This is a genomic window from Micromonospora sp. NPDC004540 (assembly GCF_040610095.1).
In the GTDB taxonomy this organism is placed as follows: Bacteria; Actinomycetota; Actinomycetes; order Mycobacteriales; family Micromonosporaceae; genus Micromonospora.
In genome coordinates this window covers 1-17,881 of the sequence record NZ_JBEXLR010000052.1, presented here as the reverse complement: position 1 = coordinate 17,881, position 17,881 = coordinate 1, and the positions used below count along the sequence as shown (strand labels likewise).

General features: G+C 72.5%; 21 protein-coding genes. 10 read left to right on the top strand and 11 right to left on the bottom strand.

Features of this window, described 5'->3' with window-relative positions:
* Window positions 1-8: 8 nt before the first annotated feature.
* Window positions 9-539, bottom strand: coding sequence for an SRPBCC family protein (locus ABZV78_RS18495; protein WP_355640032.1), 531 nt, complete (start codon window positions 537-539; stop codon window positions 9-11).
* A 153-nt stretch (window positions 540-692) separates the two neighbouring features.
* Here ABZV78_RS18495 and ABZV78_RS18490 point away from each other — a divergent pair, with 153 nt between their 5' ends.
* Together ABZV78_RS18490 and ABZV78_RS18485 are read left to right on the top strand one after the other, a co-directional pair.
* A complete protein-coding gene (locus ABZV78_RS18490; protein WP_355640030.1) occupies window positions 693-1,019 on the top strand; it encodes a metalloregulator ArsR/SmtB family transcription factor in 327 nt (108 codons plus the stop codon).
* Window positions 1,019-1,516, top strand: coding sequence for an N-acetyltransferase family protein (locus ABZV78_RS18485; protein ID WP_355640028.1), 498 nt, complete (start codon window positions 1,019-1,021; stop codon window positions 1,514-1,516). Before ABZV78_RS18490 ends, ABZV78_RS18485 begins: the two co-directional genes overlap by 1 nt.
* A 47-nt stretch (window positions 1,517-1,563) precedes the next feature.
* On the opposite strand, the gene ABZV78_RS18480 is transcribed toward ABZV78_RS18485, so the two are convergent.
* On the bottom strand, window positions 1,564-1,950 hold the full coding sequence (locus ABZV78_RS18480) for a hypothetical protein (RefSeq protein ID WP_355640026.1): 387 nt from the start codon (window positions 1,948-1,950) through the stop codon (window positions 1,564-1,566).
* A 115-nt stretch (window positions 1,951-2,065) separates the two neighbouring features.
* Between ABZV78_RS18480 and ABZV78_RS18475 the strand changes: the two genes are divergently transcribed.
* A complete protein-coding gene (locus ABZV78_RS18475; protein ID WP_355640024.1) occupies window positions 2,066-2,566 on the top strand; it encodes an SRPBCC family protein in 501 nt (166 codons plus the stop codon).
* On the opposite strand, the gene ABZV78_RS18470 is transcribed toward ABZV78_RS18475, so the two are convergent.
* Complete coding sequence (locus tag ABZV78_RS18470) at window positions 2,517-3,254, bottom strand: class I SAM-dependent methyltransferase (protein WP_355640022.1); 738 nt, start codon at window positions 3,252-3,254, stop codon at window positions 2,517-2,519. The genes ABZV78_RS18475 and ABZV78_RS18470 overlap by 50 nt on opposite strands.
* 214 nt (window positions 3,255-3,468) lie before the next feature.
* Here ABZV78_RS18470 and ABZV78_RS18465 point away from each other — a divergent pair, with 214 nt between their 5' ends.
* Window positions 3,469-4,245 (top strand): HAD-IIB family hydrolase, encoded by a 777-nt coding sequence (locus tag ABZV78_RS18465; RefSeq protein WP_355640020.1) that lies wholly within the window; start codon window positions 3,469-3,471, stop codon window positions 4,243-4,245.
* Window positions 4,246-4,285: 40 nt separating this feature from the next.
* On the opposite strand, the gene ABZV78_RS18460 is transcribed toward ABZV78_RS18465, so the two are convergent.
* The gene (locus ABZV78_RS18460) at window positions 4,286-5,131 is read right to left on the bottom strand and encodes an SDR family oxidoreductase (protein WP_355640018.1); all 846 of its coding nucleotides are present in this window, start codon (window positions 5,129-5,131) and stop codon (window positions 4,286-4,288) included.
* A 122-nt stretch (window positions 5,132-5,253) separates the two neighbouring features.
* Here ABZV78_RS18460 and ABZV78_RS18455 point away from each other — a divergent pair, with 122 nt between their 5' ends.
* Complete coding sequence (locus ABZV78_RS18455; protein ID WP_355640016.1) at window positions 5,254-5,610, top strand: helix-turn-helix domain-containing protein; 357 nt, start codon at window positions 5,254-5,256, stop codon at window positions 5,608-5,610.
* A 93-nt stretch (window positions 5,611-5,703) separates the two neighbouring features.
* Window positions 5,704-7,497 (top strand): adenylyl cyclase, encoded by a 1,794-nt coding sequence (locus ABZV78_RS18450; RefSeq protein ID WP_355640014.1) that lies wholly within the window; start codon window positions 5,704-5,706, stop codon window positions 7,495-7,497.
* A 69-nt stretch (window positions 7,498-7,566) separates the two neighbouring features.
* On the opposite strand, the gene ABZV78_RS18445 is transcribed toward ABZV78_RS18450, so the two are convergent.
* Together ABZV78_RS18445 and ABZV78_RS18440 are read right to left on the bottom strand one after the other, a co-directional pair.
* On the bottom strand, window positions 7,567-8,160 hold the full coding sequence (locus ABZV78_RS18445) for an ATP-dependent Clp protease proteolytic subunit (protein ID WP_355640012.1): 594 nt from the start codon (window positions 8,158-8,160) through the stop codon (window positions 7,567-7,569).
* Between the two features lie 138 nt (window positions 8,161-8,298).
* On the bottom strand, window positions 8,299-8,871 hold the full coding sequence (locus tag ABZV78_RS18440; RefSeq protein ID WP_355640010.1) for a helix-turn-helix transcriptional regulator: 573 nt from the start codon (window positions 8,869-8,871) through the stop codon (window positions 8,299-8,301).
* Between the two features lie 163 nt (window positions 8,872-9,034).
* Between ABZV78_RS18440 and ABZV78_RS18435 the strand changes: the two genes are divergently transcribed.
* The gene (locus tag ABZV78_RS18435; RefSeq protein WP_355640009.1) at window positions 9,035-10,048 is read left to right on the top strand and encodes a potassium channel family protein; all 1,014 of its coding nucleotides are present in this window, start codon (window positions 9,035-9,037) and stop codon (window positions 10,046-10,048) included.
* Between the two features lie 31 nt (window positions 10,049-10,079).
* Here ABZV78_RS18435 and ABZV78_RS18430 read toward each other — a convergent pair whose 3' ends face one another.
* Window positions 10,080-10,562 carry a MarR family winged helix-turn-helix transcriptional regulator gene (locus ABZV78_RS18430; protein WP_355640007.1) on the bottom strand — a complete coding sequence of 161 codons (483 nt, stop codon included), beginning with the start codon at window positions 10,560-10,562 and terminating at the stop codon, window positions 10,080-10,082.
* A gap of 84 nt (window positions 10,563-10,646) precedes the next feature.
* Here ABZV78_RS18430 and ABZV78_RS18425 point away from each other — a divergent pair, with 84 nt between their 5' ends.
* A complete protein-coding gene (locus ABZV78_RS18425; RefSeq protein ID WP_355640005.1) occupies window positions 10,647-11,294 on the top strand; it encodes an NAD(P)H-dependent oxidoreductase in 648 nt (215 codons plus the stop codon).
* 64 nt (window positions 11,295-11,358) lie between these two features.
* Here ABZV78_RS18425 and ABZV78_RS18420 read toward each other — a convergent pair whose 3' ends face one another.
* From ABZV78_RS18420 to ABZV78_RS18410, 3 genes are all read right to left on the bottom strand, one after another.
* The gene (locus ABZV78_RS18420) at window positions 11,359-12,393 is read right to left on the bottom strand and encodes a 2-oxoacid:ferredoxin oxidoreductase subunit beta (RefSeq protein WP_355640003.1); all 1,035 of its coding nucleotides are present in this window, start codon (window positions 12,391-12,393) and stop codon (window positions 11,359-11,361) included.
* Window positions 12,386-14,233, bottom strand: coding sequence for a 2-oxoacid:acceptor oxidoreductase subunit alpha (locus tag ABZV78_RS18415; RefSeq protein WP_355640001.1), 1,848 nt, complete (start codon window positions 14,231-14,233; stop codon window positions 12,386-12,388). The genes ABZV78_RS18420 and ABZV78_RS18415 overlap by 8 nt, the downstream gene beginning before the upstream one ends.
* A gap of 287 nt (window positions 14,234-14,520) precedes the next feature.
* Window positions 14,521-15,954, bottom strand: coding sequence for a hypothetical protein (locus ABZV78_RS18410; RefSeq protein ID WP_355639999.1), 1,434 nt, complete (start codon window positions 15,952-15,954; stop codon window positions 14,521-14,523).
* Window positions 15,955-16,083: 129 nt separating this feature from the next.
* Between ABZV78_RS18410 and ndhC the strand changes: the two genes are divergently transcribed.
* Window positions 16,084-16,461, top strand: coding sequence for an NADH-quinone oxidoreductase subunit A (ndhC, locus tag ABZV78_RS18405; protein WP_355639997.1), 378 nt, complete (start codon window positions 16,084-16,086; stop codon window positions 16,459-16,461).
* A 6-nt stretch (window positions 16,462-16,467) separates the two neighbouring features.
* Here ndhC and folP read toward each other — a convergent pair whose 3' ends face one another.
* A complete protein-coding gene (folP, locus tag ABZV78_RS18400) occupies window positions 16,468-17,337 on the bottom strand; it encodes a dihydropteroate synthase (RefSeq protein ID WP_355639995.1) in 870 nt (289 codons plus the stop codon).
* A gap of 118 nt (window positions 17,338-17,455) precedes the next feature.
* Here folP and ABZV78_RS18395 point away from each other — a divergent pair.
* Window positions 17,456-17,881: DivIVA domain-containing protein (locus ABZV78_RS18395; RefSeq protein ID WP_355639993.1), on the top strand; the 426-nt coding region annotated here is incomplete at its 3' end.

The following is a 17,881-nucleotide window of genomic DNA, read 5'->3' as shown; positions in this document are numbered from 1 at the left end:
CGCCCTGGTCACTCGGGGTGGCGGTGGTCGTCCACGGGTCTCCGCCCGAACTTGCCGGCGACCGCGTGCTCGGTGTCGGTGACCTCTCCCGTCTCCAGGAGTTGCTTCAGCCTGCGCAGGTTCGCCGCTACCTCGGCGGCGGGCGGCTTCCCGACCAGGGTCAGCGCGATGCGGCCCAGTCTTCCGAAGGGTGTCTTCAGCACCTCGTGGACCTCGGTCCGGCCCGGGTCGGACCCCGGCGTGAACCGGACCGTCCAGTGCGTCCTCACTCCGGGCGCGGAAGCGGTCTCGTACTGGAGCAACTGGTTCGTGCGCTCCTCGGTGAGCCTTACCGTGGACCTCAGTCTGACGCCGAGTGGTCCCCGAATCGTCCATCGGAACGTTGCTGGCCCGATCTGTTCACTGGCCATGACGTCGCCCAGGAAGCGGGGCAGGTTCCGGAAGTCGCGGTAGAAGTTGAAGACGTCCGCGACCCGGCGCTCTATGGTCACGCTCGCCTCGGCCGGGTTGTCGCGGAGGTGGGGCGGTGTGTGGCGCATGGCTGCCTCCGATGGATTCTTCCCATTTCAGCCCCTGTTGCGATCCAGGCCGCTTGCCCGAGCGCCCGTCCACCAAACCTGGCGGGACAGTGTGCGCCCGCGCCCGCTACACTTTCATCGTCAATCGGCGATAAGCGATAGAGGGAGGCGGGAGTGGACGAGCTGCTCGACCGGGTGACCGCACAGACCTATGCGTCCTGGTTCCGGGCGCTGGCGGACCCGACCCGGGTGCAGATCGTCGAGTACCTGGCCCGCCAAGCCCGGCCGATGAGCGTGGGCGAGATCGTCGCCGCCGTCGGGCTGGCCCAGTCCACGGTCTCCCAGCACCTCAAGATCCTCACCGAGGTGCGGTTCGTACTCGTGGAACGGGTCGGCACCGCCCGGCACTACCGCATCAACGACGCCTGCGTCGATTGCTTTCCCTCCGCCGCGGACGTCGTCATGGGCCGACCCGCCCCCAACCCGCAGGGAGCCTGCTGATGGCCGGCATCACCGTCCGACCGATGACGGCGGAGGACGCCGACGCGGTGCTGGCGATCTACCAGGCCGGTCTCGACGCCGGCGACGCCAGCTTCGAGACCACGGCTCCCACCTGGCCGGCGTTCGACGCCGCCAAGCTGGCGGAGCATCGGCTCGTCGCCGTCGAGGCGGACGGCACCGTCATCGGCTGGGTCGCCGTCTCACCGACCTCGACCCGCGCCGTGTACGCGGGGGTGGTGGAGCACTCCGTGTACGTCAGCCCCGCGGCTCAGGGACGGGGCGCGGGCAGGCTGCTCCTGGACGCGCTGATCGCCTCCACCGAAGCGGCCGGCGTGTGGACCATCCAGTCCGGTGTCTTCCCCGAGAACACCGCCAGCCTCGCCCTGCACCGACGGGCCGGCTTCCGGGTCATCGGCACGCGCGAGCGGGTCGGCCGGCACCACGGCCGGTGGCGTGACGTCATCCTCCTGGAACGCCGCAGCCCGGCGGTCGACTGACCGCGCCGAGCCGTGTGTCGCCGGTGCCGTCTGCTGCCGACATCTCCTTACCGGGGCGTCTCCCAGTCGGGCCCTGTGCCGGTCAACCCGGTCGCCACAGCTCGCGCCCGGTCCACGATGAGTTGAGCCGCCGACCGCGCCTCCGCGAGCGTGCGTTCCGCGTCGCGCGCGGCCTCTGCCCGATGGTTCTCGGCCTGCTCCTCGGCCAGGCGAAGGATCTGTTCGACCCGAGATCCCAGCTGCGCGAGCGGGGGGCCCTCTCCCGACGGCCGGGCCGCCGCCTCGTCGCCGGCCGCCGCCCGCGACCCGAACACGGCCAGCCCGACGCCCAGCACAGCGACGGCGATCCCGGGCCAGGTGGCGGTCGCGCCGAGACGGGTGCCCACCACCGCACCGACACCGAGTCCGACCAACAGGGCCGGCAGCATCTTCATCGGCTCTCCCGGGCGTGCGACACGGACACCACCTGATCGAGGTTCACGATGGCAGTCCAGGTCAAGACATGCCTGGTTCCGAGAGAGGCGGCGCGGCTGCCCTAGGGTGGCCTGCGTGCCGCGCATCGAACTGACCACGAGGGTCGGTGCCGCCCCGGAGGCCGTCTTCGACGCCTGCCTGGACGTCGGCCTGCACACCGCGTCGATGGGCGCCAGCGGCGAACGCGCGACCGGCGGCGTCACGACCGGCCGTCTGGCGGCCGGTGACATCGTCACCTGGCAGGCGCGGCACTTCGGCCTGCCGTGGCGCATGACCGTCCGGATCACCGACCACGAGCGGCCGCACCGGTTCGTGGACGAGCAGGTCAGTGGCCCGTTCGCCCGGTGGCGCCACGAGCACCTCTGCGCGCCCGACCCGGTGGATCCGTCGGCCACGATCATGCGCGACGTCGTCGAGTTCAGCGCCCCGCTGGGACCGGCCGGCGCCCTGGTGGCCCGCGCCGTCCTGCGGCCCTACCTGCGCCGGCTGATCACCCGCCGCAACGCCTTCCTGGCCGAGTCGCTGGTCAGCCGGGCAGGCGGTACACCGAGACGTGGGACCGGGACTCGGCCGTGAACTCCGCCCCGGACCAGTCCGCGTACCTGGCCTCCAGTTCGAATCCGGCGAGCTGGCCCATGAGGTCCAGCTCCGCCGGCCAGATGTAGCGGTGCGGGCTGCGGCCCAGCCGCGCCTCGCGGCTCTCGCCGAACCGGAAGTGGTGCGACACGACCTGCTGGCGCAGCACGTCGTAGGTGTCCAGGCCGATGTAGCCGGGCTCGGCGCACCACACCATGGCCTGCTGGCCGGGGGGCAGTTTGCGCAGCTCTGGCACCCACAGCTCGATCACGAACCGCCCGCCCGGCCCGAGGTGGCGGGCCGCGTTGCGGAAGCAGGCGACCTGTTCCGCCTGGTCGAGCAGGTTGGAGATGGTGTTGTAGACCAGGTAGACGAGGGTGTAGTCGCCCGGCGCCGTGGCGGTCGCCATGTCGCCGACGACCACCGGGATCGTCGCCCCGTCGGCCTTCGTCCGGAGCTGTTCGACCATCGGTACGGACAGCTCGATCCCGGTCACCGGCACGCCGCGTTCCGCGAGCGGCACGGCCACCCGGCCGGTGCCGACGGCGAACTCGAGCGCGCGGCCGTCGCCCGCGAGGGCGGCGAGGCGGTCCACGGTGGGCCCGAGGACGTCCGGCGCGAACATCCCGGTGCCCGGTGTGTCATAGCGCTGGGCCGTCTCGGCGTCCCAGATCTCCTCCTGGCGCATGGCGCCCACGATGGCCGTCGATCCCGGCGCTGTCCACCGGGTTTCCGTCTGCGGGCGGCCCTCCGATGGCGGTTCCGGAAGGCCGGCACGGGAGAAGGCGATAGCCTGCGATCGGGGTGCCGCGTGGCGTGACGATCGGGGCTCGCGGGTGCCGGATGGTCTCCGTCGGTACCCTGCTAGTCCTGGCCTGCCCGCGACGACATGGTGGTACTTCGTGAACGATCTTCGAGTGGTGGCGTTCGACCTGGACGACACCCTGGCGGTTTCCAAGTCCCAGATCGATCGTCGGATGGCGGAACTCCTCGGCCACCTGCTCACCGAGGTGGAGGTGCTGATCATCTCCGGTGGCCGGTTCGAGCAGTTTCAGGCGCAGGTGCTGGCCCACCTCGACCTGAGCGAGGAGCAGTGCCGGCGGCTGCACCTGATGCCGACCTGCGGCACCCGCTACTACCGCTGGATGGACGGCGACTGGCGGCTGGTCTACGCCGAGGACCTGAGCGAGGCCGACAAGGCCCGGGTCGTCGCCGCGCTCACCGAGTCGGCGCAGGCGCTCGGCCTCTGGGAGTCGAAGACCTGGGGCGACATCATCGAGGACCGGGGCAGCCAGATCACCTTCTCGGCGCTGGGCCAGTCCGCGCCGCCGGCCGAGAAGTACGGCTGGGACCCGGACGGCAGCAAGAAGAAGCGGCTCCGGGAGGCGGTCGCCGCGAAGCTGCCCGACCTGGAGGTCCGGGGCGGTGGCTCGACCTCGATCGACGTCACCCGCAAGGGCGTGGACAAGGCGTACGGCATGCGGAAGCTACTCGAGTTCCTGGACCTGAAGATCGACAACGTGCTCTTCGTCGGTGACCGGCTCGACGTGGGCGGCAACGACTACCCGGTGAAGGACATGGGCATCCGCTGCGTCGCCGTCACCCGCTGGGAGGAGACGGCCGACTACGTGGAGGCCCTCGTCGACGACCTGGTGAAGCTGCGGGCCGAGCCGGCCTGACCGCCGCCCCGGGACGTGGGGCGGCGGCCAGGAGCGGGCGTCAGAGGGCCGCGCGGATCGCCTCGGCGAGTGTCGTCGGGGTGCGGCCGAGCAGCCTGGCCAGGTCGTCGCCGACCGCCAGCTCGCCCTGGGCGAGGCCCCGGTCGCCGTCGGCGAGCACGGCCGCGTACCCCTCGGGCAGGCCGGCCGCGACCAGCAGCTCGGTGTACTTGTCCACCGGCAGGTCGAGGTAGGAGATCGTCGTGCCGGTCTGCCGGGAGATCTCGGCGGCCAGCTCGGTGAGGGTGAACGGCGCGCCGCCCAGCTCGTACACCTTGCCGGCCTGGCCCTCGGTGGTGAGCACCACGGCCGCGGCCTCGGCGTAGTCGGCGCGCGTGGCGGCGCTGACCCGCCCGTCACCCGCCGCGCCCGCCACCCCGTGCTGGAGGTACGTGGGGAGCTGGGCCGTGTAGTTCTCCAGGTACCAGCTGTTGCGCAGGAACACGTACGGCAGGCCGGAGTCGCGGATCAGCTGCTCGGTGGCCTTGTGCTCGGCGGCGAGCACCAGGGTGGAGGTGTCCGCGTTGGCGATGCTGGTGTAGACGATCAGCCCGACGCCGGCCTCCTTGGCGGCGGTGACCACGTTGCCGTGCTGCACCACCCGCTTGCCGACCTCGCTGCCCGAGACGAACATCAGCTTCTCGGCGCCCGCGAAGGCCGCCTGGAGCGACCCGGGGTCGTCGTAGTCGGCCCGCTGGGTGACCACGCCCAGCTCCGCGAGGCTGGCGAGCCGGCCGATGTCCCGGCCGACCGCCACGATCTGGTCGGCGGGTACTCCTCGGTCGAGCAGCGAGGAGATGATCTGCCGGCCGAGTGGACCGGTGGCGCCGGTGACGACGATGGACATGGGCACTCCCTGTTGGTTGCGTCATCAACTGTCTTCCCACGCCAACGGGAACAACTCCCCGTTACTTCCCGTTGGAGAGTAGGCACCTTCAAGTTCGGTACGCACTGAAAGAGAGTGGTGACGTGCAGGCGGACCCATTCAACCGGAACTGCGGCAGCCGGAAGGTCCTCGACCGGATCGGCGACCGCTGGAGCGTGCTGATCGTGCTGACTCTGGCTGACGGCGACAAGCGCTACGGCGAGCTGGCCGAGCGGGTCGACGGGATCAGCCAGAAGATGCTCACCCAGACCCTGCGCGGCCTGGAGCGGGACGGCATCGTCACCCGCACCGTGCACGCCAGCGTCCCGCCCCGGGTGGACTACGCGCTCACCGATCTCGGCCGCAGCCTGCTCGACCTGGTCGCCGGCCTGGAGGCGTGGGCCACCACGCACCTGACCGAGGTAGAAGCCGCCCGCGCCCGCTACGACGCCCGGAGCTAGTTCCGGAACCGGCCGAGTCTGGCGGTATCGGTGTCGATGCGGTAGGAACGCGCAGAGAGCGCTCTCCGTACCCATCACCGAACAGGCAGGCAGATGAGACCACTCGACCCCTCCCGCCGCCGCTTCCTCGCCCTCACCGCCGCCTCGGCGGCGTCGGTCACCGCCCTCGGGCTCCCGGCCGTGCCCGCCGCCGCGTCCCCGGCCGGCGAGGACGCCGCCGGCGAGCCCGACCTCGGCCCCAACGTCCTCGTGTACGACCCGGCCACCCCGGTCGAGGAGATCCAGTCCGACCTGGACCGGATCTTTGCCGCCCAGGAGCACAACGAGATGGGCTTCGACCGGTACGCCGTGCTGTTCAAGCCCGGCCGGTACGAGGTGAACGCCCGGCTCGGCTACTACACGACCGTGGCCGGCCTCGGCGCGCACCCCGACGACGTGGAGATCCACGGCGCGGTGCGGGTGATCGGCCAGCCCGACCCGAACTCGCAGGCCGGCATCTCCGCGCTGACCAACTTCTGGCGCTCGGCGGAGAACCTCGCCGTCAGCCCGACCGACTGGTCGAACCAGTGGGCGGTCTCCCAGGCGTCGCCGATGCGCCGGGTGCACATCAAGGGCATCCTCTGGCTGGAGCCCGGCAACGGCGGCTACTCCAGCGGCGGCTACATCGCCGACTCCAAGGTGGACGGCATCACCATCAACGGCTCACAGCAGCAGTGGCTGACCCGGGACAGCGAACTCGGCGGCGACTGGACCAACGGGGTCTGGAACCAGGTCTTCTCCGGCGTCGTCGGCGCGCCCGCGCAGGGCTTCCCGAACCCGCCCTACACCACGCTGCCGACCAGCCCCGTGACCCGGGAGAAGCCGTACCTCTTCGTGGACGGCGCGGGCCGCTGGCGGGTGGCCGTGCCCCGGCTGCGCCGCGCCACCGCCGGCACCACCTGGGGCGCCGGCGCCGCGCCGGTGCCCTCGCTGCCGCTGGCCGACTTCTTCATCGCCAAGCCCACCGACTCGGCCAAGCGGATCAACCAGGAACTCTCCCGGGGCCGGCACCTGCTGCTCACCCCGGGCGTCTACCACCTGGACCGGGCGCTGCGGGTCAAGCACCCGGACACCGTCGTGCTCGGCCTCGGCATGCCCAGCCTCGCCCCGACCACGGGCGACGCCGCCCTGCGGATCGAGGACGTGGACGGCGTCCGGATCGCCGGCGTGCTGGTCGACGCCGGACCGGTCGAGTCGGAGGTGCTCGTCGAGGTCGGCAAGCGGCACAGCCACCGGTCGCACGCCACCGACCCGATCTCGCTCCAGGACGTCTTCTTCCGCATCGGCGGCCCGTACGCGGGCCGGGCGGTGACCAGCCTGGTGGTGAACAGCCGGCACACCCTGATCGACAACATCTGGGCCTGGCGCGGCGACCACGGCAAGCCGGGCACCATCGGCTGGACCGTCAACACCGCCGACACCGGCGTGGTGGTCAACGGCGACGACGTGACCGCGTACGGGCTCTTCGTCGAGCACTACCAGCGCTGGCAGACCATCTGGAACGGCGAGCGCGGCCGGACCGTCTTCTACCAGAGCGAACTGCCCTACGACCCGCCGAGCCAGGCGGCCTGGCGCAGCCCGACCGGCAACGGCTGGGCCTCCTACAAGGTCGCCGACCACGTGCGCGAGCACGAGGCGTGGGGGCTGGGCGTCTACTCGTACTTCAACCAGAAGGTGGACATCCGCTGCGACCGGGCCATCGAGGCGCCGCGCCGGGCCAACGTGCGGTTCCACGACGCGATCACCGTCTTCCTGGACGGCAGCGGCGGCATCGAGCGCACCGTCAACGAGGCCGGCACCCCGGTGGTCGGCTCGTACGGCACCAGCCCGGTGGTCAGCTACCCCTGATCCGCCGACGAACGACCGGCGGCCGGCGGGGATCACCCCGCCGGCCGCCCCCGTTGTCGGCCGCCCCGCTCAGGCGGGAAGCTGCTCCGCCCGGGTGACCACCTGGTCGATGAGGCCGTAGTTGCGGGCCTGCTCGGCGGTGAACCAGCGGTCCCGGTCCCAGTCCTGCTGGATCTCGTCCAGCGTGTGTCCACTGTGCCCGGCGATCAGCTCCTGCATGGTCCGCTTCACGTGCAGCATGTTCTCCGCCTGGATGGTGATGTCGGCGGCGGTGCCGCCCATCCCGCCGGACGGCTGGTGCATCATGATCCGCGAGTGCGGCAGCGCGAACCGCTTGCCGGCCGCGCCCGCGCAGAGCAGGAACTGCCCCATCGAGCCGGCCATCCCGAGGGCCAGCGTGGCCACGTCGTTCTTGACGTAGCGCATGGTGTCGTAGACGGCCATGCCGGCGCTGACCGAGCCGCCGGGCGAGTTGATGTAGAGGAAGATGTCCCGCTCCGGGTCCTCGGCGGCCAGCAGCAGGATCTGCGCGCAGATCTGGTTGGCCGAGGCGTCGGTGACCTCGGTGCCGAGGAAGATGATCCGCTCCTTGAGCAGCCGCTCGAAGACCCGGTCGCCGAGGGTCGGCTGTCCCTCGTCCAGCATCCAGATGCCGTATCCCATGACCTGACCACCCTCCGTGCCCGCCGGTGGGCGTAGGGACCGCCCGGCAACCGGCGGTCTCCAGCCTCCGGCGGGCGGCGCTCCGCGGCCCAGGCTTTCTGCCCGCGGCAGATCCGCCGTCGGCAGAACCCGCCGGGCCTAGGCGGCGGTCAGCCGCCGCCGGCCCGCCCGGGCCCGCCGCCGGGCCAGAGTGACGGAGGTACGCGGACGGTGGCGGGCGGCCGGCGCGGAGGGGATCAGCCAGATCCGGGTGCCGGTGCCGAACGCGGTCGGGGACGCGTACCCCAGTTCCGGGCCGACCGGCGCGGGCGCGGTGCCCGGCAGCCGCAGTGCCCCGCCGAGCAGCGGGACCGGGGCGACCGGCCGCCGGGTGGCGTGCAGCCGCGGCCCGCCGACCCGGAGCTGCGGCCCGGTCCGGGTGGCCGGCACCCGGTCCAGCCGGGCCAGCGTCACCCCGGAGGCCACCGGCGCCCGCCGCTCGACCCGGCGCAGCTCGTCGCGGGCCTCCTCGAGCAGGTCGGACAGGTGGATCCCGAGGGCCCGGCAGATCGCCGCCAGCACCTCGGAGGAAGCCTCCTTGCGACCGCGTTCCACCTCGGAGAGGTAGGGCAGGGAGACGCCGGCCGCCAGCGCCACCTCGCGCAGCGTGCGGCCCTGGCGCAGGCGCACCCGGCGGAGCACCCCGCCGATCACCCGTCGCAGCAACGACATGCGGGCCTCCTCGCGGTCGTCGTCCCCCGGACGTCCCCATCATGCCCCGTCCGGGCGACGGAGACCGGCCCGGCCGGGCCCGCACCTCGCCCCGGCAGGCCGGATCCCGGCGTACCCGCTATGTTGTGGGCGTGCAGGCGACGGTGGCGGAGCAGGGCCGACGGTGATCCATTTTCCCGCGCAACGGCGGGGGCCGCTGAGCGCGCTGAGTCTGCGCCTGCTCGCCGCCCTGGGCCTGGTCCTCGCCGTGGTGGCGGCGGTCTGGATCGACCGCGACGGCTACCGCGACGTCAACGAGGACGGGCTCACCCTCCTCGACTGCTTCTACTACGCGGTGGTCTCGCTCTCCACCACGGGCTACGGCGACATCACCCCGGCCGCCTCCTCGGCGCGCCTGGTGAACGTCCTGTTCGTCACGCCCGCCCGGGTGCTCTTCCTGATCATCCTGGTCGGCACCACCCTGGAAGTCCTGACCGAGCAGTACCGGACCGGCCGTCGCCTGGCGCGGTGGAGGAGAATCGTGAAGGACCACGTCATCATCTGCGGCTACGGCACGAAGGGCCGCAGCGCCGTCTCCGCGCTGCTGGAGAACGGTCTGGACAAGTCCAAGATCGTGGTGGTCGAGCGGAGCGGCGCGGCGCTGCGGCAGGCCACCTCGGCCGGGCTGGTCGCCATCGAGGGCTCGGCGACCCGCTCCTCGGTGCTGGAGGAGGCGCACGTCCGCACCGCCAAGGCGGTCATCATCGCGACCGACAGCGACGACGCCTCGGTGCTGGTGGCGCTGACCGTCCGGCAGCTCACCGCCGGCCAGGTACGGATCATCGCGGCGGTCCGGGAGGCGGAGAACGCGCCGCTGCTCAAGCAGAGCGGGGCGCACCACGTGATCGTCTCCTCGGCGACGGCCGGCCGGCTGCTCGGCCTCTCCACCTCCGCCCCGCCGCTGATCGACGTGGTGGAGGATCTGCTCACCCCCGGCCAGGGCATGGCGCTCGCCATGCGCTCCGCCGAGCGCAGCGAGGTGGGCCGGTCGCCCCGCGAGCTGGAGTCGCTGGTCATCGCCCTGGTCCGCCGGGGCAAGGTGGTCACGCTCAACGACAAGGCCGGCGCGGTGATCGAGACCGGCGACATGCTGGTCCACGTCCGTGACGACCGGCCGCAGTCCGCGGCGACGGTCTGACCGCTCCCGACCCCGCCCGCCGGCCCGGCGGTCAGCAGGTGGCGTCCGGCTCGTCCCCGGATGCCTCGACGCAGTTCACCGGGCGGCCGCTGGTCGCCCGGCGGAGCAGTTCGTAGAGCGTGTCCCGCTCGGCCGGCTCCAGCGCGCCGAGCACCTCGTCCTCGGCCACGGCGAGGGCGCACTCGGCCTCGCGGAGCCGCTTCGCGCCCACCGCGGTGAGGCTCACCACGTGCCGGCGGCGGTCCTCGGGTGACCGTCGCCGCTCGACCAGGCCCTCCGCCTCCAGGTCGTTGAGCAGCCCGACCACGTTCGTGCCGTCGATCTGCAGCGTGCTGGCCAGCCCCTGCTGGCTGATGCCGCCCGACTCCCGCAGCACGGTGAGCGCCACGAGGTGCCGGGGGCGCAGGCCGAGCGGCGCCAGCACCGACTCGGAGCGCAGCCGCATCCGCCGGGCCAGATGGTCGAGCAGCGGCCCGGAGCGGTGCTCCGACTCCTCGACCGGCAGGGCTGGCATGTGACCCAGTTTACGCACGGCACGGAACATCGGCCTGCTATAAATGGTTGGCGCTACACAAACGATCTGTGGAGGGTTAGCCAAATGGCACACCTGTTGTACATCGACTCGAGCATCCGGGGCGAGCACTCGGTCAGCCGGCGGCTCACCGCCCGCGCCGCGACCGCCTGGCGTGCCGCCCACCCGGGCGGCACGGTCACCTACCGGGACCTCGGCCGGGAGCCGCTGCCGCACCTCGACGAGGCCGGTGGCCTCGCGCGGATGGTGCCGGCCGAGCAGCACACCCCGGCGCAGCGCGCGTCCTGGGAGCTGAGCGAGCGGCTGGTGGACGAGGTGAAGCGGGCCGACACGATCCTGCTTGGCCTCCCGCTCTACAACTACGGCGCGCCGAGCAGCGTGAAGACCTGGGTCGACCACCTCATCGCGCCCGGCATCGCGTACGACCCGGCCACCGGGACCGGCCTGCTCGGCGGTCGCGAGTTCATCGTGCTGGGCACCCGGGGCGGCGGCTACGGCCCGGGCACCCCGCGCGCGGGCTGGGACCACGCCGAGCCCTGGCTCCCGCACGGCTTGTCGATGACCGGCCTGGAGCCGCGCTTCATCTCGGCCGAGCTGACCCTGGCCCCGGTCAACCCGGCCATGGCCGAGCTGATCCCGCTGCACGAGCAGAGCCTCGCGACGGCCGAGCGGGCCATCGACGAGCTGTGGGTGCCGGCCTCCGCCGCGGCCTGACCCGACGACAAGGGCGGGCCGTCCCCTCGGGGGACGGCCCGCCCTTTCGGTCGTCAGCGACGGATCAGAGGATCGTCCAGGTGTCGCCCGCGGACAGCAGGCCGGCGAGCTGCTGCTCGGGGGTCTGGTCGACGGCGGCCTTCGCCGCGGCGACCTGCTCCTGCACCACGCTGTCGTAGGACGAGCGGGTCACCGAGCGGAACACGCCGATCGGGGTGTTCCGCAGGTCCAGCCCGGGCAGCCGGGACAGCGCGAAGGCGTACGCGGGGTCGGCGACTCCCGCGTCGTGCACCACGATCTCCTCCGCCGGGGTGCCCGCCGTCTCCCGCACCTCCAGCCCGAAGCCCCCCGGCGGGTGGACGACGCAGAACTGGCCGTCCTTGCCGAAGGTGATCGGCTGGCCGTGCTCCAGCCGGATCAGGAAGTCGTCGCGGGTGGCCGGCTCCTTGAGCGGGTCGAACGCGCCGTCGTTGAAGATGTTGCAGTTCTGGTAGATCTCCACGAACGCGGAGCCCTGGTGCTCGGCGGCCGCCCGCAGCACCGACTGGAGGTGCTTGCGGTCGGAGTCGATGGTCCGCGCCACGAAGGTGGCCTCCGCGCCGAGCGCCAGCGACAGCGGATTGAACGGGGCGTCCGCCGAGCCGACCGGCGTCGACTTGGTGACCTTGCCGATCTCGGAGGTCGGCGAGTACTGCCCCTTGGTCAGGCCGTAGATCCGGTTGTTGAACAGCAGGATCTTGAGGTTGACGTTGCGGCGCAGCGCGTGGATCAGGTGGTTGCCGCCGATGGAGAGGGCGTCGCCGTCACCGGTGACCACCCAGACCGACAGGTCCGGCCGGGTGACCGACAGGCCGGTGGCGATCGCCGGGGCGCGGCCGTGGATCGAGTGCATCCCGTAGGTGTTCATGTAGTACGGGAAGCGGGACGAGCAGCCGATGCCCGAGACGAAGACGATGTTCCCCCGGGGGATGTTCAGCTCCGGCATGAAGCCCTGGACGGCCGCCAGGATGGCGTAGTCGCCGCAGCCGGGGCACCAGCGCACCTCCTGGTCGGACTTGAAGTCCTTGGCGGTGAGCTTGAGGGCGACGGGCTCAGACATTCTTCAGGACCTCTTCCAGCATCGTCTCCAGCTCGGCGGCGGTGAACGGCAGGCCGCGGACCTGGTTGTAGCCGATCGCGTCGACCAGGTACTTCGCCCGGATCACGTGGGCGAGCTGGCCGAGGTTCATCTCGGGGATGACCACCCGGTCGTACGCGCGCAGCACCTCGCCGAGGTTGGCCGGCATCGGGGCCAGGTGGCGCAGGTGCGCCTGGGCGATGGAGAGCCCGCGCTGCCGCAGGCCCCGGCAGGCGGCGCCGATCGGGCCGTACGTCGAGCCCCAGCCGAGCACCAGCACCCGGGCGTCGCCGTCCGGGTCCTCCACCTCGACGTCCGGCACCGGGATGGTCTCGATCCGGGCCGCCCGGGTGCGCACCATGAAGTCGTGGTTCGCCGGGTCGTACGAGATGTCGCCGGTCTTGTCGGCCTTCTCCAGGCCGCCGATCCGGTGCTCCAGCCCGGGGGTGCCCGGGATGGCCCACGGCCGGGCCAGCGTCTCCGGGTCCCGCAGGTACGGCAGGAAGGTGGTGCCGTCCTCGCCGTTGGGCCGGGTGGCGAACTCGACCCGCAGGTCGGGCAGGCTCTCCACGTCGGGCAGCAGCCACGGCTCGGAGCCGTTCGCCACGTAGTTGTCCGACAGCAGGAGCACCGGGGTGCGGTAGGTCAGCGCGATCCGGGCCGCCTCCAGGGCCGCGTGGAAGCAGTCCGCGGGCGACTTCGGTGCGATCACCGCGACCGGGGCCTCGCCGTGCCGGCCGTACAGGGCCATGTTGAGGTCGGCCTGCTCGGTCTTGGTGGGCATGCCGGTGGACGGCCCGGCCCGCTGCACGTCGACGATGACCAGCGGCAGCTCCAGCGCCACGGCCAGCGAGATGGTCTCGCTCTTGAGCGCCACGCCCGGGCCGCTCGTGGTGGTGATGCCGAGCGAGCCGCCGTACGAGGCGCCCAGCGCGGCGCCGACCGCGGCGATCTCGTCCTCGGCCTGCATGGTGACCACGCCGAACTTCTTGTGCTTGCTCAGCTCGTGCAGGATGTCCGAGGCCGGGGTGATCGGGTACGCGCCGAGGAACACCGGCAGCCCGGAGCGGACCCCGGCGGCCACCAGGCCCAGCGACAGCGCGGCGTTGCCGGTGATGTTCCGGTAGGTGCCCGGCAGCATCTTCGCCGGCTTGACCTCGTAGCGGATGGAGAAGTCCTCGGTGGTCTCGCCGAAGTTCCAGCCGGCCCGGAAGGCGGCCACGTTCGCCGCGACCAGCTCGGGGCGGGCGGCGAACTTGCGTTCCAGGAAGCGCAGCGTCGACTCGTACGGGCGCGAGTACATCCAGCTCAGCAGGCCGAGCGCGAACATGTTCTTGGCCCGCTCGGCGTCCTTCTTGGACACCTCGTGCTCGGCCAGCGCGCCGATCGTCATGGAGGTCAGCGCGACCGGGTGCACCACGTAGCCGGCCAGCGAGTCGTCCTCGAGCGGGCTGGTCGTGTAGCCCACCTTGGCCAGGTTGCGCCGGGTGAACTCGTCGGTGTTGACGATGATGTCGGCGCCGCGCGGCAGGTCGGTGAGGTTGGCCTTGAGCGCGGCCGGGTTCATCGCCACCAGCACGTTCGGCGCGTCGCCGGGGGTCAGGATGTCGTAGTCGGCGAAGTGCACCTGGAAGCTCGACACGCCCGGCAGGGTGCCTGCGGGGGCGCGGATCTCGGCCGGGAAGTTGGGCAACGTGGAGATGTCGTTGCCCAGCTGCGCCGTCTCCGAGGTGAACCGGTCGCCGGTGAGCTGCATGCCGTCGCCGGAGTCGCCGGCGAACCGGATGACCACCCGGTCCAGTTGACGGATCTGCTTGGTCACGCCCGCACCTCGCTTCGCTGAGCGCCGTCGCACGGGCGGCTGAACGTGATGGTGACCCCGCCTTGCCCGGCCACGTGCCCTCCTAGACGCGCTGCTGCCGCTGGCCGTCCGTCGCTGGCCCGGCCCGCTCCATTTCTCACGTCAGAGCCTACGTCGGTCCGTTAGGGCAACCTTGGTGGAGGTCCGACGTATGGGACCTGATCGGGCCGGTGTATGCCCGGCTTTGCGGCGTTTAGTACCGCAGCCCGTAATTCAGATCACCGCAACCGGCCGGACGCATTCGGGACTCACTCCTCGGCGGGGCGGGCGATCGGATCCGTCGCCGTGGCTCCCGTGCGGCGGCGCAGCGACGTGGTCGCTAGGGCCAGCGCGAGCACCACCAGGAGCCCGGAGACCCCGATCAGGGTGATCGCGGTCCGGTGCACCGAGGTGCCCTCGTCGTCGCCGGCGGGCCCGGCCACGGCCACCACGCCCTGCGACCCGGTGGGGGCGGGCGTCCCGACCGCCGGGGTGGCCAGCGCGGCCGCGGCGCTGATCCGGAAGCTCATCTGCACCTGCCGGTCCCGCCCGCTGCGCGGATCCAGCCGGGCGACCACCGCGCCGGCCAGCGGGGCCCGGTGCTGAGCCTCCACGGAGGCGGTCACCGGCAGCCTCAGGGTGACGGTGCGGCCGGCCCGGACGCTGCCCAGCTCGCACCGGGTCCGGTCCGGGGCGGTCGGAGTGCAGCCGGCCGGCGGGTCGGTGACGGCCACCCCCGCGGGGAGGACCACGTCGACCCGGCCGGCGGCGTCGACCTTCCCGGTGTTGCCGAGGCGGACGGCCAGGGTGCTCGGCGCGCCGCTGATGTCGAAGAGCACCTCGTCGGCCCGGAGCGAGATGCCGGGCACCGGCGGCCCGGGCGGGAAGAGGACCGCGAAGCCCTCGTCGTCACCGGCCGCGCCGGCCGCTCCCGGCGCGGTGGCGGTGACCTTGACCGACCCGCTCAGCGGCATGGACCGCCAGGCGGTGCCGGCGACCCGGACCCGGATCGAGGCGCGGAACCGGGCGCCCGGGGCGGCGGTCCACTCGCCGCAGCGGTGGCTGCCGCCGCCGGCGGACGCGCAGCCGGGAGTGCCGGCGTCGGTCAGCCCGGCCGGCAGGGTGTAGCCGAGGCGGATCAGCTCCGTCCGGCCGCCGGTGTTGGTCACTGTCACCCGCAGCGTGGTCACCGTGCTGTCCGCGTTCCAGTAGGCGGGGGTCAGCACGACGTCCTCGGTGGTGACCCGCACGCCGAGCGGGCTGCCGGCGGGTTGACCCGGCTGGCCGGGCGGGGGGCCCACGGGCGGCGGCACGACCGGCGGGGGCGCCGGTGCGGTGGTGGTCGGCGCGGTGGTGGTGGGAGCCGGTGCCGGCGCCGTGGTCGTCGGTGCCGGCGCGGTGGTGGTCGGCGCCGGCGGCGGGGCCTCCTCGGTCGGCGGCGGGGTGGTCGGCGCCGGCTCCGTCGTCGTGGGGTCAACGGTGGGCGTCGCCTCGGTCGGATCGGTGCCGGGCTCACCACCCGGCTCACCCGGGTCGCCCGCCTCGGCCGCCCGGACCACTCCGGTCACGGTCGGCGAGGCCGTCGCCCACCCCGGCGCCACCGCGAGGGCCGCCGCCATCCCGGCGACCAGCGCGGGCGCGAGCAGCACGAGGGTGCCTCGACGCGCGGTGCGTCGAGCAGGCCGTACGCGAGGGCGGGCCATCTGTCCTCCGTGACGCTCAGTGAGTTCTCATTATTTGACAACAGTTGCCTTCGAGCACTAGTCCCGCGAGGAAACAAATCCGTAACGTGTTCGAGGTGCCCCGACGGCCGGACCGGTAGGCTCCCGGTCGTGACCGGTTACCTCGGGTCGTACGCCACGCTCGGTCTCCTGCTGCTGGCCGCCGTGCTCTTCTTCGTTACGGCGTTCTCAGCCAATCGGGTGTTACGTCCTGGCCGTCCGGCCGATCCCTGGGGCAAGCGGGCCACCTACGAGTGCGGGCTCGACCCGGTCGGCGGCGACTGGGCGCAGATGCAGATCCGCTACTACGTCTACGCCTACCTCTACGTGCTCTTCGCCGTGGAGGCGGTCTTCCTCTTCCCCTGGGCGCTGGTCTTCGACCGGCCCGGGTTCGGCGTGACCACCGTGGTGGAGATGGGTGTCTTCGTCGCCGTGGTGGCGCTCGGCATCCTCTACGCCTGGCGCCGCAACATCCTCCGCTGGGCCTGACCCGGCTCAGGCCAGCCCGCGCCGCGTCAGGGCCGGCGGCCGGTCCCCCCGGATCGAGGCCACCATGTCCAGCACCCGTCGGGTCTCGCGGACCTGGTGGGCGCGGAACACCCGGGCGCCGAGCCAGGCCGAGACGGCGGTGGCCGCCAGGGTCCCCTCCAGCCGCTCGGGCACCGGCAGGTCCAGCGTCTCGCCGATGAAGTCCTTGTTCGACAGGGCCACCAGCAGCGGCCAGCCGGTGTCGGTCAGCTCGCCCAGCCGGCGGGTGATCTCCAACGAGTGCCGGGTGTTCTTGCCGAAGTCGTGCGCCGGGTCGATCAGGATCCCGTCCCGGCGTACGCCGAGGCCGGCCGCGCGCTCGGCCAGGCCGGTGACCGTGCCCACCACGTCGGCCACCACGTCGTCGAACGCGGCCCGGTGCGGCCGGGTGCGTGGGGTGAGCCCGCCGGCGTGCGAGCAGACCAGCCCGGCGCCGGTCGCCGCGGCGACCCGGGCCAGCGCGGGATCCGCCCCCGACCAGGTGTCGTTGAGCAGGTCGGCGCCGGCCGCCACGGCCTCCACCGCCACCTCGGCGCGCCAGGTGTCGATCGAGATGACCACGTCCGGGAAGGCGGCCCGGACCGCGGCGATGGTGTCCACGGTGCGGCGGATCTCCTCGGTCACGTCGACCTCGTCGCCCGGCCCGGCCTTCACCCCGCCGATGTCGATGATCTCAGCGCCCTCGGTCACCGCCCGCTCGACCGCGCGCAGCGCGCTGTCCTGGGCGAATGTGGCGCCCTTGTCGAAGAACGAGTCCGGGGTGCGGTTGACGATCGCCATCACCACCAGTTCGCCGGGGGAGAAGGTCCGCCCGCCGAGCCGCAGCGCCCCGGTCATGCCCGCCTCCTCGTCGCCGATCTTCCACCGGTCGCCCCCGACGCTATCCGGTCCCGCGATTCCGATCGGAGGCGGCGGAGGGCTCGCCCGATCCCCGCCCGCATGCCACGATCTCCACATGGGTGAGGTTCTGCTCCTCTTGGTCGTGGCGCTGACCGTCGCGGCGGTGGTGTTCGGGGTGACGGTGCTGGTCTCCGGGCGTGATCCGGGCCTGGCGCCGGCCGAGCCGGACGGGCGGGCCGTGCCCCTGCCGGGCAGCCGCCCGCTGGACGAGGCGGACGTCGCCGAGGTGCGCTTCGACACCGCGCTGCGCGGCTACCGGATGGCCCAGGTCGACGCGGCGATGCGCCGGGCCGCCTACGACATCGGCTACAAGACCGAGCTGATCGGCGTGCTGGAGGCCGAGAACACCGCGCTCCGCGAGGGCCGGATCGAGGAGGCCGACGCGCTGCGCCGGGTCCGCGCCGAGGCCGCGGCGGCCGGTTCGGACGAGGACCAGCTCAAGAAACTGCGCGACAAGCTCGAAGAGCTGCGACGCGGCGGC

Coding starts and splice junctions, on each gene's coding strand:
- ABZV78_RS18450 (WP_355640014.1), top strand. CDS start 5,704: ATGAGACCACTCGACCCCTCCCGCCGCCGCTTCCTCGCCCTCACCGCC.
- ABZV78_RS18425 (WP_355640005.1), top strand. CDS start 10,647: ATGGCACACCTGTTGTACATCGACTCGAGCATCCGGGGCGAGCACTCG.
- ABZV78_RS18460 (WP_355640018.1), bottom strand. CDS start 5,131: ATGTCCATCGTCGTCACCGGCGCCACCGGTCCACTCGGCCGGCAGATC.
- ABZV78_RS18480 (WP_355640026.1), bottom strand. CDS start 1,950: ATGAAGATGCTGCCGGCCCTGTTGGTCGGACTCGGTGTCGGTGCGGTG.
- ABZV78_RS18410 (WP_355639999.1), bottom strand. CDS start 15,954: ATGGCCCGCCCTCGCGTACGGCCTGCTCGACGCACCGCGCGTCGAGGC.
- ABZV78_RS18470 (WP_355640022.1), bottom strand. CDS start 3,254: ATGCGCCAGGAGGAGATCTGGGACGCCGAGACGGCCCAGCGCTATGAC.
- ABZV78_RS18495 (WP_355640032.1), bottom strand. CDS start 539: ATGCGCCACACACCGCCCCACCTCCGCGACAACCCGGCCGAGGCGAGC.
- ABZV78_RS18485 (WP_355640028.1), top strand. CDS start 1,019: ATGGCCGGCATCACCGTCCGACCGATGACGGCGGAGGACGCCGACGCG.
- ABZV78_RS18445 (WP_355640012.1), bottom strand. CDS start 8,160: ATGGGATACGGCATCTGGATGCTGGACGAGGGACAGCCGACCCTCGGC.
- ABZV78_RS18420 (WP_355640003.1), bottom strand. CDS start 12,393: ATGTCTGAGCCCGTCGCCCTCAAGCTCACCGCCAAGGACTTCAAGTCC.
- ABZV78_RS18430 (WP_355640007.1), bottom strand. CDS start 10,562: ATGCCAGCCCTGCCGGTCGAGGAGTCGGAGCACCGCTCCGGGCCGCTG.
- folP (WP_355639995.1), bottom strand. CDS start 17,337: ATGACCGGGGCGCTGCGGCTCGGCGGGCGGACCTTCTCCCCCGGCGAA.
- ABZV78_RS18440 (WP_355640010.1), bottom strand. CDS start 8,871: ATGTCGTTGCTGCGACGGGTGATCGGCGGGGTGCTCCGCCGGGTGCGC.